At 62.6% G+C, this 14296-nt stretch carries 8 protein-coding genes; 1 reads left to right on the forward strand and 7 read right to left on the reverse strand.

Features of this window, described 5'->3' with window-relative positions; translation table 11 throughout:
• Positions 1-2: 2 nt before the first annotated feature.
• Together H567_RS25140 and lexA are read right to left on the reverse strand one after the other, a co-directional pair.
• A complete protein-coding gene (locus H567_RS25140) occupies positions 3-1202 on the reverse strand; it encodes a DNA polymerase Y family protein (RefSeq protein ID WP_051184926.1) in 1200 nt (399 codons plus the stop codon).
• A gap of 391 nt (positions 1203-1593) precedes the next feature.
• The gene (gene lexA, locus H567_RS0114680; protein ID WP_035254586.1) at positions 1594-2199 is read right to left on the reverse strand and encodes a transcriptional repressor LexA; all 606 of its coding nucleotides are present in this window, start codon (positions 2197-2199) and stop codon (positions 1594-1596) included.
• Positions 2200-2707: 508 nt separating this feature from the next.
• Between lexA and H567_RS0114685 the strand changes: the two genes are divergently transcribed.
• On the forward strand, positions 2708-4183 hold the full coding sequence (locus tag H567_RS0114685; protein ID WP_028321981.1) for a nicotinate phosphoribosyltransferase: 1476 nt from the start codon (positions 2708-2710) through the stop codon (positions 4181-4183).
• A 4-nt stretch (positions 4184-4187) separates the two neighbouring features.
• Here H567_RS0114685 and H567_RS0114690 read toward each other — a convergent pair whose 3' ends face one another.
• From H567_RS0114690 to H567_RS0114720, 5 genes are all read right to left on the reverse strand, one after another.
• Entirely contained in the window at positions 4188-5987 is a 1800-nt protein-coding gene (locus H567_RS0114690; RefSeq protein ID WP_028321982.1) for a KamA family radical SAM protein, read from the reverse strand.
• 226 nt (positions 5988-6213) lie between these two features.
• Positions 6214-8367, reverse strand: a complete 2154-nt coding sequence (locus H567_RS0114695; RefSeq protein WP_028321983.1) for an acetate--CoA ligase family protein — start codon at positions 8365-8367, stop codon at positions 6214-6216.
• A 131-nt stretch (positions 8368-8498) separates the two neighbouring features.
• Positions 8499-9266 (reverse strand): enoyl-CoA hydratase/isomerase family protein, encoded by a 768-nt coding sequence (locus tag H567_RS0114700; protein WP_028321984.1) that lies wholly within the window; start codon positions 9264-9266, stop codon positions 8499-8501.
• Between the two features lie 1017 nt (positions 9267-10283).
• On the reverse strand, positions 10284-12050 hold the full coding sequence (locus H567_RS0114715) for a UvrD-helicase domain-containing protein (protein WP_028321986.1): 1767 nt from the start codon (positions 12048-12050) through the stop codon (positions 10284-10286).
• 375 nt (positions 12051-12425) lie between these two features.
• Positions 12426-13757 (reverse strand): MFS transporter, encoded by a 1332-nt coding sequence (locus tag H567_RS0114720; RefSeq protein ID WP_028321987.1) that lies wholly within the window; start codon positions 13755-13757, stop codon positions 12426-12428.
• Positions 13758-14296: the final 539 nt, after the last annotated feature.

The raw sequence follows: 14296 nt of genomic DNA on the forward strand, positions 1-14296 counted from the left end.
GCTCATGCCCCCTCCCTCACACCCCCCAGGTCGCCCTCCAGGGGCAGACGCGCGCGCCGAACCGCATCCGCACCGTAGCGCCCCCGGATCCGGTCGAGCGCCCGGACGAGCTCGCACGCCTTTTCCTTCTGCGGCGCAACCTCCGGGAATAGGCTGAGCTGGCCGCTTTCCGGGGCGAAGTCCCGAAACCAGACCCCCACGGCCCGTATCCCGACCCGGCGGGATGCGGCCTTCATGAAAAGCTGCGCCATCCAGGGGTTCAATTCGAACTCCCACCAGCTGTGAACGGGGAGCTTCATCTGACGGTAGACCTCTTCCAGGTCCCCGTAGCGGATCATCAGACCCGCCCGGCGGGGCCGGAGGGCCTTTTCCCGCAGCCGGGCGGCACACACCTCCACCAGCCGGGCGAGCACCCCCAGGAGCCGGTCGTCGTCGTTTTCGTCCCCGGGCAGGCTCACGCCGGCGGACACCACCGGACGGGCAGCCTCGGGACGGACGGGCGTCGGATCGACCCCGAGGACCCGCTGCCGCATGACGTGGGCCCGGCCGCCGAAGATCAGCCGGAGCGCTCCGTCGTCCAGGGAGGCCAGTTCGCCCGCCAGCCGGATGTGCAGTTCTTCGAGGAGGATCTTCCGCCGGACAGGCCCGATGCCGGGGACCATATCCACCGGCAGGGGGGCCATGAACGCGGCCTCCCGCCCGTGATGAACGTCCAGCACGCCCGGGCGTCCCTGCACCCGCGAGGCGATGCTCGAGACCATCTTGTTCCCTGCCAGGCCCACACTGCCCGCCAGCCGGATCCGCGTCCGGACCTCCCGCTCGAGCCGCTGCCCGGCGTCCCTGGCCCGCCCCCAGAGCCGCCCGGTGCCCGTCATATCCAGGTAGACATGCCCGGGCTTGAACGGCTCCCAAAGCGGGGTGTACCGGCCGGTGATCCCCGTCAGGGCCCGCCACGCGCGGTCGACCAGATCGGGGTTGGGAGGCAGGCGCAGCAGGTCCGGGCACCGTTTGCGGGCCGCCATGAAGGGCATGCCCTTGAAGACCCCCTGCCTCCGGGCCTCCTGCGACACGCAGAGCAGCGGGGCCCGGTCCGAGCGGGGCACCGCCACCGCTACCGGCCGCCCCTTCAGCCCGGGCCGGCAGACCTCCTCCACCGCAACGGCAAAGGCCGGAATATGAAGATGGATGATCTGGCGCTCCATGGCACGCACCCGCCCTTGCGGCAGTCACCGCACAAACACGTTCAATGTTCCAGTTTCCATCCGGAAATGGCCTTTTTGGCCAATCTCGGCGTCAATCTGCACGTTTGCTTGTGCGGCGACCTGGAGCGACCTGGAGGTCGCCTCCGCGCAAACGCTTGATTTTTTTGATATTGGCCAAACCGGGACCCGCCGCGAAGCGGTGGGACTGAGCACGCGCAGCGTGTAAAGAAAAATCCTCATTTCCGGATGAAAACTGGGTTCTACCGGGAAATCATTTCCGGATGGATTCTTTCCAGGAAATAGGCGCTGGTCCTCTCGGCGGCTTCGCTGGCTTGCAGCAGTCGCAGCAAAACACGCCCAATTTTCGAGCCGAAAACGGCGATGCGGAGCCCTACCTGTAATAGCGGATCACCCCGACCACCTTGCCGTCGATGCGCAGGTCCCCCTCTGCCACCCGGATGGGAGCCATGCCGGTGTGGGCCGGCCGGAGTTCGACGTGATCCGGCCAGCGGTAGTAGCGCTTCACTGTCGCCTCGTTGTCGATGAGGGCCACGACCGTATCGCCGTTTTCGGCCACGGCCTGCTTCCTGACCACAACGAAATCCCCGTCCAGGATGCCGTCTTCGATCATGGAATCCCCCGTGACCTGCAGAACGAAATGGTCTCCCGAAGCCGCCATGGAGGGCGGCACCTCGATCGCCCGGCGGTCCTCCACCGCTTCGATCGGCTTGCCGGCGGCGACCTTCCCGAGGAGCGGGAACTCGAACCGCCGGGCTTCCAGCGGCTGGAGCACCTCGACGGCCCGCTTGCGGTTCTTCTCCCGCGGACGTCGGATATACCCCTTCCGCTCCAGGATATCGAGATAGGTCGTGACCGCATTGTAAGAACGGAACCCGAAGTGCCAGCAGATTTCATCGAAGCTCGGCGCCTGCCCCCACTCCGACCGGTACCGGACCAGATAGTCCAGGAAGGCCTTCTGTTTATCCGTCAACTTCATCCTGCGCCCCTTTATGGTGGTATTGGATGGCTATGGAACAGCATATTACTGTAAATATGACTGTAAGTCAAGGGCAAAAACCGGCCGAGTCCCACTCACGAAGAGATCCACCCGTAAGAAGAGCTCCGCCGGATGCGCGCCTGAACAGGGCCTCACCGACCAGGCCTCAGAAAACCTGAGGCGCAGCCCCCTGTCCATTCTTCACGACATATCCAGACACCTCGGACAATCCTTCCGGCCCGCGAAGCGCGCCTGCCTCGGCGCCTCCCCCTGAACCTCGAAAGCACACCGGCTTCTCACGATCCCCTCACGAAAAACCAAAAATCCCGTTGATCAAAAAGGGCAAACATGCTTATAGTGCGTTTTCCAAGGGAATATGTGCGCTGTGATGTCTCAGAAGGCGCCGTCCTCACCGTTCGTTCAAACGCCCCCCTGCAGCCCCGGTCCTTTCGGCGAAGGCAAACCGTGCATGCGCCGATGGATCCCGTCCAACGAGGAGATGCAGCCCATGGAGATCCTGAACAAACTCTACCGCCACTCCCTCACCCTGCTGACCGATCTCTACGAACTCACGATGGCCTACGGCTACTGGAAACTCGGGATGGCGGACAAGGAGGTGGCCTTTCACCTGACCTTTCGGCAAAACCCTTTCAAAGGCGGCTACGCGGTGGCATGCGGCCTCAGCCAGGTCATCGACTACCTGCAAAACTTCCGCTTCGACGACGAAGACATCGCCTACCTCGGCACCATCCCCGGCAACGACGGCCGCCCCATCTTCGATAACGCCTTCCTGCAATACCTCAAGGGCCTCACCCTCACCTTCAACCTGGACGCCCTGCCCGAGGGGACCGTCGTCTTTCCGCAGGAACCCCTGGTGCGCGTCACCGGCCCTTTGCTGCAGTGCCAGATCCTCGAATCGGCCCTGCTGAACATGATCAACTTCCAGACCCTGGTCGCCACCAAGGCGGCGCGCATCTGCCTGGCCGCCGAAGGCGACCCCGTCATGGAGTTCGGACTCCGGCGCGCCCAGGGGATCGACGGCGGGGTCTCCGCCAGCCGCGCCGCTTTCGTGGGGGGCTGCTCCGGGACGTCCAACGTCCTGGCCGGGAAGCTCTACGACATCCCGGTCAAGGGCACGCACGCCCACAGCTGGGTGATGGTGTTCGATGACGAACTGCAGGCCTTCCGGGACTATGCCAAAGCCATGCCCAACAACTGCATCTTCCTGGTGGACACCTACGATACGCTCCAGGGGGTCCGGCACGCCGTCGCGGCGGCGAAGGAGTTGCGGGAGGCCGGACACGAGATGGTGGGGATCCGGATCGATTCGGGGGATCTGGCCTACCTCAGCACCGAGGCCCAGAAGATCCTCGAGGAGGCGGGATTCGGAGACAAGAGCATCGTCGGAAGCAGCGACCTCGACGAACATGTCATCCACAGCATCAAGGTGCAGGACGCCCCCATCAGCAGTTGGGGGGTCGGGACACGTTTGGCCACCGCCTACGACGATCCCGCCCTCGGCGGAGTCTACAAGCTCACGGCGGTGCGAAACAAGGACGGCCGCTGGGATTACAAGGTCAAGCTATCCGAGCAACTGATCAAGGTCACGACCCCCGGGGTCCTGCAGGTGCGCCGGTACCGGCGCAACAGCGATTTCAAGGCGGATGCCATCTACGATGTCCAGCTGGGCGTAGAAGAGCCCTGCACGATCGTGGACCCGCTGAATCCCACCCGCCTTATCCGTGTCACGGCCGGAACCCCCCACGAGGATCTGCTCATTCCGATCTTCAACGGAGGCCGCCTGATCTACGACGTTCCATCTTCCCGCGAGGCCCGGCAGCGGTGCCTGGACCAGCTCGAACGCCTGCACCCGGCCATCCGGAGGCTCCTGAATCCCCATGAATACCCGGCCGGCATCGAGATGCGGCTCCACGACCTGCGGACCGATCTGATCCGCGCAGCCCGCGAAGCCGCCGGGAAATAGCAGCTCAATAATAGTACCAGATCGTCTGATAGTCCGCGGGGTCCTCTCCCACGCTCCTGAGGCGCTTCACATAGTCGTAGACCGACACGTCCGTGTAGACGTAGGTGTCGACCAGTTCCAGCTTCTTCTCCCAGGGGTGGAATTCGAAGACGCGGCATCCGTCGGGCAAGATCGAGATGACGTCGTGGTGCTGCCTCGCGCGCAGGTAATTCTTCCCGAGTCGCGGCACATTGAAGACGATCTCGTCGGTCCGCACGGTCCCGGGCAGGAGCCGCGCCTCCTCGTGCTGCTCCTGCAGCAGACGGCTGATGGGCACCCGGTATTCGTCCGTCTCTTCCTTCCCTTTGGTGTTGAAGGTGTAGTAGGGCGTGACCCCGATGAGGCGCAGCTTGTGGCGCAGGAAGGCGGCCTCGAACTTCCGCGAGTTGTAGAAGGTGTAGACCAGCTGGTTGTACACCTCCATGCCGTAGCGCCTGAACTTCTGCACCGCCTCGAGGGCCTGGGGCGTGATCTCGTAGGGGTGCTCGAAGTGGGTGATGATGATCACCTCCCGCTTGCCGGGGTGATGAAAGTGGTTGATGTCCCGCACCAGCGTGTCCGTGATCCGCTGCGGCAGCGTGACCGGCGTGCGGGTGCCGATCCGGATCCTCTCCACATGGGGAATCTTCGAGAGGCGGTAGAGGAGGTTTTCGATCCGGTCGTCGGAAAGCAGCAGCGGGTCCCCGCCGGTTACAAGCACCTCGTGTATCTCCGGGGTCTCTCCGATCCAGTTCAGGGCCCGGTCAAGCTTCTCCTGCCCGAGCGCGGCATTCGCCGAATAGACGTCTTCGATCTCCCAGTTCCGCTGGCAGTAGACGCAGATCTGGGGACAGGTCAGGATCGGCTTCAGAATCACGATGGAGGGGTAGCGCCGCGTGATGCCCTCGATCGGAGAGGTGTCGCGCTCGAGCATGAAATCCATCGAGTGCTCCGAGCGTTCGCGCAGGGCCATCATCTTTGTGACATAGTGCATGCTCGGTAGGACCTGGGCCCGAACGGCAGTGTCCCGCCCCTCGCCGGGCTTCCGATCGAAAAGGGACAGGTAGTACGGCGTGATGCCGAAGGGGATCCGATTTTCCCGCGCCAGCTTGACCGCCCGGTACTCGTCCTCGGTCAGCTCGACCATGGCCGCGAGGGTGTCGGCGTTACGGATGATGTGTTTCGTCTGCCAGCGCCAGTCGTCCCATTCGAGCTCCGTCGCCTTGAAATACTCGAGGATCCGGACCTTGTTGCGGCTGCGGCGCCGGATCACGTCCTCATCGAGGCCGCAGGCATAGCGCGCCATGAAGCGGTCGGCCGCACGCATCATGCGCGAGAGGTCCGCCGAGCGGAGCTTCGCCGCCCGGCGTCCTTCATACTTCGGAAACGCCGGCATCTTTTCCTGATAGATGCCGGTCTTGCCCATCACCCCGCGCATGAGGTGCTCCATCTCGGCCAGGAAACCGGATGAGGGCCGCTCGAGGCCGTGGTAGTCGGACCGATGGAGCAGGTCATTCAGGTACCCGAGAAGGCTGTATCCCGCCAGGCGTTCGCTGCGCCTGGACAGGACGCTCTCGAAGACCCGGATTGCGTCACGGACCTGGATGCACTCGAGCGGGGGCACCGCGGGATCGTCCTCGAGCGTTCTGCGCAGCATGTCCTCCAGAAAATGCCGGATGCTTTGGCGTTTATCGTCGAGGTGGGCCTCCGACAACAGGATCTCCTTGATCGGAGGCGCCAGATCCAATATCTTGAGCAGCCGTGATCTGATCTTCTCTCGTTCCATCGTCTGTCCTCTCTCGGTAAACGGCTTGGTGACCTCCGGGGCTGGAGCGCCCTACCCGTAGAAGGGAAGCCGCCCCCTCTTCAACTGATGCAGGCCGGGCAGCAGAGCCCCTCCTGCTGCCAATTGAAGACCCTCAGCGCTCGACCGGCCTTCGCCGGAAACAACCGTTTTCAAACGGCCGAGCGCGGGGCGGCATCACTTTTCATGACCTTTGGGCGGCCACCCATCAGCCACCCTCCACCTGACCCTCCTTCAGAATCACCCGGGCATCCACGATGCGCACACCCTTCTCATAGGCGATCACGGGGTTCAGGTCCATTTCGGCGATCTCGGGATAGGATTCGATCATTTCCGAACACTGCAGCAGCACCCGCGCAATGGCGGCCTTGTCGTACGGGGGGTTTCCGCGGACGCCGTTCAGGATGGCGATCGAGCGCACATCCTCCATCATCTTGCGGGCCGAGCGCGGCGAGATGGGCAGGACGCGGAAGGCCACGTCCCGGAGGACCTCCACCATCACCCCGCCGAGGCCGAACATGATCACCGGGCCGAACTGGTCGTCGATCTTGGTCCCGATGATCAGCTCGAGGCCAGGCGGCGCCATCGGCGAGACCATCACGCCGCGGATATCCGCGTCGGGCCGGTATCTTCGGGCATTGCCGACGATCTCCTCGAAGGCCTGCCGCACCGCGCCTTCCCCGATGACGTTCAGGCGCACGCCGCCCGCGTCCGTCTTGTGGAGGATGTCCGGGGAAACGATCTTGAGGGCCGCTTCGCCTCCGCAATCCGCCGCCACGGCCGCCGCCTCGCCGGCCGTCCGGGCCAGCCGGTCCTCGCTGACCGGCGCCCCGTGGATCTGAAAGAGCCGCTTGGCCTCCGGCTCGAGCAGGAAATTCCTGCCTTCCTTTCGGACCGTCTCGATGATGGCCCGCCCTTCCGGCCGCGCCTTGGCGCCCCAGTTGAAGACGAAGTTGACCTTGGCGTGGTACTCCCTCAGGTAGCGCCCCCGCTCCGCCAGGGCCCCGATGCATTCGCAGGCCGTGTCGAGGGAGTCGTAGACCGAGATGTTGTAGTACCGCAAAAGATCCAGGGAATGCGGCCTGGCGGAGCTGTAGAGGCTGTGGACGACGATCGGTTTATCCCGCTTGCGGACGAGCTTTCCCATCTGGTGCGCAGAGTCCTCCTCCTTCCACTTGAGGCTTTCGGCGAACCGGATCCCGTAGCCGCCGAAGAGGCCGACCAGGAGCAGCCCGCCCACATGGGGGTCCTTCAGGATGATCCGGGCGCACTCTGCAAAGATGGACGGGTCCGCATCGGTTCCCCCGGCCACGTCGACCGGGTTCCTCACCGAGGCGGTGAAGGGCAGGATCTTCTTCAGGCGCTCCTGGGTCTTGTGCTCCATTTCCGGGATCTCCACGCCGAGGTCCGTCAGGATATCGGCCGCGATGGTGGCGTGGCCGCCGCCGTCGGCCAGGATCGCCACCCGGTTGTTCCGAATGGAGGGGAGGCTCGAGAGGGTCTCGGCAATCGGGAAGAGCGCATCGGATTTTTCGACGACAATGATCCCGGCCCGCTTGAACGCGCTGCGGGCCACCTCGGAGATGCCCGCGAGCGCACCGGTGTGGGAGCCGGCCGACCGCCGGCCGGTCTTGGACCGCCCGCTCTTCAGGAGGATGATGGGCTTGTGGAGCGTGGTCTTGTAGGCCTCCTGGAGGAAACGCCGGCCGTCGCGCATCCCTTCGACATACATCAGGACGGCCCGGGTGTCGGGCTCCTCCTTGAAGAAACTCAGATATTCATGGAAACGGATGTCGGATTCGTTTCCCACGCCTACATAGTAGGAAAATCCTTTGTGGCTCTTGAGGCGGGCCTCGGTCATAAGCGTAAGGGCCATGTTTCCGCTCTGCGAGACGAGCGCGATGTCGCCCTTGGGCGCATCCGGCAGCCCGACCAGGTTCATACCGGTCTTCAGGTTCATCATGCCGGAGGTGTTGGGGCCGATGATACGCACGTTGTTCCGGTTCGCGGCCTCGACCACCTCCTCCTCGAGCCTCCGGCCCTCCGCGCCGGACTCGCGGAACCCGCCGGCGATGATGACGGCCCCCGAAACACCCTTCTTTCCACAGTCATCCAGGACCGCCGGGATCGTCCCGGCCGGTGTGGTGATGAGCGCCAGGTCGACCGGTTCCTCGATGTCCGAGACCTTTTCGTAGCACCGGAAACCCAGGACGCTTTTCTCCTTCGGGTTGACCGGAAAGATCTTTCCTTCATACTTCTCGTCGATCAGGGTCCGCACGGCCTGAAAGCCGCGCTTCGTTTCACTCTTCGAAGCCCCTACAACGGCAACCGACTGTGCATTCAATATCCTCTTCAGTGGCATCAACCCTCCTTCGCATCTGAAATCTCCAGGGGCGCTCCGGCTGCAACCCGCGCATCCCTTCGCTCACTTTCGCCTATGCTTTTCCTTTTCTCCCCTGGGCGGGCGCGCCCACGCCGCTCGAAAAGGCCGTCTCATTGCGGCCGTTTGCGGCCCTCGAACCGGACGAGCGACTCCTGCCGCTCCTTGGTGGACACGCAGGCCAGACAAGCCTCGATCTCGTAGTCCATCAGCGCCTCGAGGCTCACCTCGGAGGCCATGTGAAGGCCCCGCTTGATCATCCGCATGGAGAACGAGGAGTTCTCAGCGATCGCCTCCGCCATCGCGTAGGCAGCCTCCATCAACTGCTCCGCCGGTACGGCCCGGTTGACGAGGCCGATCCGCTCGGCCTCCCGGCCGTCGATGTTGCGGGCCGTAAAGAGCAGTTCCTTCGCCCGCCCCGGGCCGATCAGATCCTGGATGAGGCGCATCGCGCCTCCGGTCACCGAGGAGGTCACCCGTGCCTCCGGAGAGCCGATCTGGGCATCCTCCGCCGCTATGCGGATGTCGCAGGCGAGCGCCAGTTCGTACCCCGACCCCAACGCATAGCCGTTGACAGCTGCGATGGTGGGCTTTGCGAAGCGGATGATTTTGCGAGAGGCCTCCTGAAGTTCCTCCAGATAGGCGCGGTACTCCTCGAGGCTGCGGTCCTTCGACTCCTTGAGATCCGCCCCGGTCGAAAAGGCCCGGCCGCTGCCGGTGATGACGAGGACCTTGACGCGGTCGTCGCTCTCCGCATCCCGAAGCGCCTCCTGTACATCCAGCCAGAGCTGCCGGTTCATCGCATTGAGAACCCGTGGGCGGTTCAAGGTGATGGTCGCCGTCCTGCCGCGCTTCTCGTACAAGATACACTCGAACTCCATGCTCACTCCCCTGTCCGGTCAGTCGTTGCATGCTCTCTTCCAGGCCGGTTTCCCCAAAAAGCATCCTTGCCCCGAAGGCCGCCGGGCGCGCCGCACCCCGAAACAAGCCGGTCTCTTGATCATCATTCTTCATGAATAACAGGACCTTTTCCCCGTATCCGGCAGCGGTCTCCCGGATGATAGACGGTCAACACGGGCACCCCTGCCACGCCCAGAACGGTCGATGTCACCAGCGGTCGCACCATCGTCTCATCCTGGGCGGCGGAGTACATCGACAGGGCGTAGGGGGAACTCCCTGAAAGGCCCTGCCTGTGCGTCCCTTCGGATTCTCCTGCCGGACGGGCCTCGGAAGTCCCTTTGGGCTGCCGGACCCATTCATTGCCGGGACCAAGGGATTCCCGCTGTGCTGATTCAGTGATCGGTTTGCGGAGGGACAGCCCGCAGGTCATCGGGTCAACGCACAGGTCGATACCCGGATCGGTCGAAAAGACCCTTATGGAAACGCTTCAACGAAATCGGCAGGACAGACAGAAAAACCGCGAAGAAGAGATCTTCGCCGGATAAATCGAAGAACAAGCATCCGAGGATGTCTGCGATCACGAGAGATCACAGCTCAGAACACATGAGCACAAATATTTTTGCATAGAACGGGTTTCTTGTCAACCCATCTGCCGAACACGGCCGGCGGGATCCCCCCCGCTCTCGAGGTGGACCCGATGGACGGGACCATTTTTTGAAGATTCAAACGAGGTAATTTCCAACCGGAAATGATTTCCCGGTAGAACCTAGTTTCCAATCCGGAAGTGAGGATTTTTCTTTACACGCTGCGCGTGCTCAGTCCCACCGCTTCGCGGCGGGTCCTAGATTGGCAAATATCAGGGAAATCAAGCGTTTGCGCGGAAGCGACCTGCAGGTCGCCGCACAAGCAAACGTGCAGATTGACGCCGAGATTGGCCAAAAAGACCATTTCCGGATGGAAACGAGGTAGGCCCCAAGATCTCTACCGGTATGCCGCCTTCACCCTTTCTTGAGCGCCCATGCCTTTTCCCAGAGCCGTACCCCCCGATCCTCCAGGCGAACGAGATAGGCATCCCCATCCACCTCGACGACGGTTCCTTCGCCGTGGATGGTCCGAACGGCGTCGCCCACCTGAAAGGATTTTTTCCGCGGCGCCTTCGGCTGAGGGGCCCCGTTCGTCGATAGGCGCAATCCAGGCTTTGAAAACGGCCGGAATCCTTTTACCGCGCCTCCACCCTGAGAAGCGATGACGGCCTCGGGTCTTTGAGGCTCTTCATAACGCTTCACGGCCGTCTGCCATTCAGGGGTGAGGACGTTCTTGAAATCCTCAGGGAGACTCAACTCCCGGATCGCCCGGGTGAAGCCCACGTAAGCGACGTTGGCTTCGTCGCCGGATGGCTTGACCGGAGGCCCGCCGTTTCTTGACAACGAAACGGAAAGGTCGGCGTCGATGGCCACCCTGTGAAATTCCCGCCCCTTCGCCCCGTGGACCGTCGAAAGCATGATTCCCGGACCCTCGCCGCCCTCCCCTGACCTTTTGGAGATCCTCATCATGTCATAGAGGGCATCCGGCAAAATGCGGCTCTTTTCCCTAACCAGCTTAGCCATGCCGGCCAGTTGGAAATCATCCAGATCCCTGGCATAGGTTTCGAGGGCATCGAGGCCCTCGAAAGACCGGATGAACGGATCGCGGATCTTGTCGTGCTCTTCCTCCGAGAGTTGGTAGACATCGAGGATCCGCCCCAGCACGGCGCCGACGCTCCCCTCCAGGGAAAATGAGATCCGCCGGGATCGCAGGTCCAGGGCCTTTTCAAAGAGGGCCAGATTGGTCCGGCTCAGGATGGCGCACCGCTCCCCGGCCGTCGGACGCGGGAGGCCGGTGTAGAAGCGCACCCTCGACGCCTTTTCGGGGTTCCCCTCTATCCTGAAACCCGCCTCTCCTTTCGCCTCCCGGATAAACACCGAGGCGAGGTGCGCAATCTCCTGCCCGAAGCGGAAGCTCAGGGTGAGATCCCGCTCCGCGTCGAAAGGCAGCCGCTTCATGGCATCGATGGCGTATCGAAAGCTGTAGATCTGCTGGTGCGAATCCCCGACGATGACGACCCGTCTGCGGCAGTGCGCCAGGGCGTCGAGCATGACCGGTGACAGATCCTGCCCCTCGTCCACCAGGACCATGTCATAGCGGTCGAGGCTCCTGTAAAAGCCCCCTTCCCTGTGAAAAAGCTTCAAATAGAAGTCATGCGGGCAGGGCTTTTCCTGCCGGTACCATTGGCCCAGAATCTCCCTGCTGGCCTGAACGATGAGGTCCTGAGCCCCTTCGACGGCCTCTCTCACCTCCCCGGTGACATGGCCCAGGTGCCCCTCTCGAAAGGCCTCCATCGCTGCTTCGACCTTTGGAAACGGCGAGTTCAAAAAAAACTCCGTGAAGTCATATCCCACTGCGGCGAGCTGCTGGGCGTTTCTCCCTCCCCGAAACGCAGGGAGCACATCGGCCACCGTGAAGGTCCCCACCTGGTCTTTCCATCGGCCGACATTAGCCGAAAAGGCCAAGGAATGGACCGTCCTGATCTCCACATTCCCCGGGAACCTCCCCTGCGCCTCTTCTCTGGCCTTCCGGTTGTAGACGAGGTAAAGGATCCTCAGATCAGGATGCGCAGAGGCGATCATCTGAAGCGTGGTGGTCTTTCCCGTCCCCGCCCGGGCATTGATCAGAAGAACCCTCCCCGTTGAATCCACGATGGCCTGCTGTTCTCCAGTCGGTTTCACGACCCGTTCGCATCCTCCCGTCCTGTTCGATCAGGCGAAAGGCTATAGCGCCTCGCCCTGTCCGTCAATCCCAAAGCGGCCCACATCCCTTCCGGCCCTCTTCTCTGGACGCTACAATCCATGGCCGCACTCCCCTTTTGACGAGGGCCGCCCGGCGCACCCCTGCACCCCATCGAACCAGACCGGCGGCGCTGGGTGTGCCTGTGTCGGCGCCCATCCACCCAACGGAGCTCGGCCGGGAAGCAAAGCCAGGCTTCAGGGCTGCCCGGTTTTCGATATGGTCTGCTCAGTCCGCGATGAACCCGCAGCCCCATCCTGAGAACGATTGCTTTTTAAGACCGGCCGGAAAAGAATGGTTTGTGCAAAATCGGCCCATCAACCCGGGAGTTTGTGGATGTCAACCCCCCGAAGACGCCGGCTGCTAAGGAGCAGGAAGGCGGTCATCGCCACCAGGAAATACCAGGGGAACCAACCTATGGAATGGGGGAACAGGGCGTCTTCACCGGTGCCAAAACGGCGCGCCGCGGCCAGGCCGGCCGAGTAGACAAGACCGAGCATCCCGTAGGCCAGGTTGAACGACAGCCCCTTGAAACTGAGGACCGTGGCCCGCTGCTCCGATGCAGTGATGCGGTTGAGGTAGTGGCTCAGAAAGAAGTTGAAGACGTACATGACCCCAATCAGCAGCAGCATGGGGGCCACACCGTAGACCGGCACGAAGAGGGTCATGCCCGCCAGCCCGAGGATGGTCGCTCCAGCCAGAAGCGCGAAGATGCACCGCGGGGAGCACCGCAGCGCCAGGCCCGCCGCCGCACGAGGCGCAAACAGGCCCACCGCCGCCATAGCCGCCCCGATCAGGCCGAAACCGGCCTCGGGCAGTTCGATGAGACGGTAATACTGGCTGTTGAGGGTCAGAATCATCCGGATGACATGGTCGAAGAGCAAACCGCCCAGTATCACCACCAGGGCGAAGGGGGTCTTCACAATCCAGACCCCGGCCCGGAAGGTCAGCCTGATGGCGTCCGCCACGGGCCGCCCGCAGCCTTTTATTCCGTCCGCGGCCTGAGGGCCGGCACAGTCCGGTTCGCTCATGCGCCAGGCTGTCGCTAGAGCCGCAACGGCCATCGCAAGGGTCAGGTAGACAGGGAAACGCATCGTAACCGTCTGCTCCATGGGTTGGTTGAACCCCACAAAGGCCGCAACCCGCTGCATCAGAGCCGGGTCGTAAACCGCCGCCCCCACCAGCGAGGCCGCCATGAAGGCCCCCGCCTGCCAACGGATCTGATGCTCGAGCACCCGGCCCCACTCCCGGGCGAGACCCGCCGCTTTGAGGGAGTCGTAAGCGAGGGCTTCGTCGGCACCACTGGCCGAAGCCTCGGCCGTACCGCTCAGGACGCGGTTGACCAGAAAGAACGGAAAGAGCCACCCTGAAGGGCCCCGCGGCGCAAAGGCCATCAAGACCATCTCCAGCACCATCAAGAACCCGGAAAGCAGCAGCAGCCGGCGGCGGCCCAGAGTGTCGGCCAAGGCCCCGGAGGGCACCTCCACCAGCACGATGGTCGCAGCCCAGACGGCGTTGAGGATGGCGAATTGCTCGAGGGTCAGACCGTAGTCCAGGAAAAGGATGGTGAATACAGGGTAGTAGAACCGGGCGTTGAAAAAAATCCGGAAGGCGATGAAAAGCCTTACGTTGGGCAGGCTGAAAGGCAAAGCGGATTCATCCTCACGCTGCCGGCAGCGCATTGAAAAAGCCTCTGCTCACAAAACCCCCTCCTTCGGATAAAACAGAAGGCCTTTCCGGCCACCCTTCGGAAGGGCGAGGCCGGGGATGGTTTCCCCTTGCACGAATCGGGTTGATCACCATAAATGATCATAATTCGGATAGCGAAGCTTTTCAATAGGGTTCAAAGCGGCTCCTTCCAGCGAGAATCTTCGTTTGAAAATCGTTTCAAAATCGCCTTGGGTATGGCAGAGTGTTGTCGAAGAGCACCCTCCGCAAATTGTTTTCTGTTGCTTTTACGGCACATTACGAAACGCTTTCTCTTTTTGAAGCCCTTTGAACGAAGCTTGCCCGGTGCGCAGGAAACGGGCCTTTCGCGCGTTCGCGATGGGGGCGGGGACGGGCAGGCAGGCCGGCCGAAGCCGTGGAAGTAAAACGGCGGCGGATGACGGGAATGGATAGTCTGGAAACATCTTCCTTTTCAAAGCTATATTTCCGGATGGACACGAATGAAGGTTTCTCCTATGGA

The organism is Desulfatiglans anilini DSM 4660 (assembly GCF_000422285.1).
Classification (GTDB): Bacteria; Desulfobacterota; DSM-4660; order Desulfatiglandales; family Desulfatiglandaceae; genus Desulfatiglans; species Desulfatiglans anilini.

Bases quoted from the DNA above. Each gene is read 5' to 3' on its own strand.
- H567_RS25140 (WP_051184926.1), bottom strand. From the start codon at position 1,202: ATGGAGCGCCAGATCATCCATCTTCATATTCCGGCCTTTGCCGTTGCG.
- H567_RS0114690 (WP_028321982.1), bottom strand. From the start codon at position 5,987: ATGGAACGAGAGAAGATCAGATCACGGCTGCTCAAGATATTGGATCTG.
- H567_RS0114685 (WP_028321981.1), top strand. From the start codon at position 2,708: ATGGAGATCCTGAACAAACTCTACCGCCACTCCCTCACCCTGCTGACC.
- H567_RS0114700 (WP_028321984.1), bottom strand. From the start codon at position 9,266: ATGGAGTTCGAGTGTATCTTGTACGAGAAGCGCGGCAGGACGGCGACC.
- lexA (WP_035254586.1), bottom strand. From the start codon at position 2,199: ATGAAGTTGACGGATAAACAGAAGGCCTTCCTGGACTATCTGGTCCGG.
- H567_RS0114695 (WP_028321983.1), bottom strand. From the start codon at position 8,367: ATGCCACTGAAGAGGATATTGAATGCACAGTCGGTTGCCGTTGTAGGG.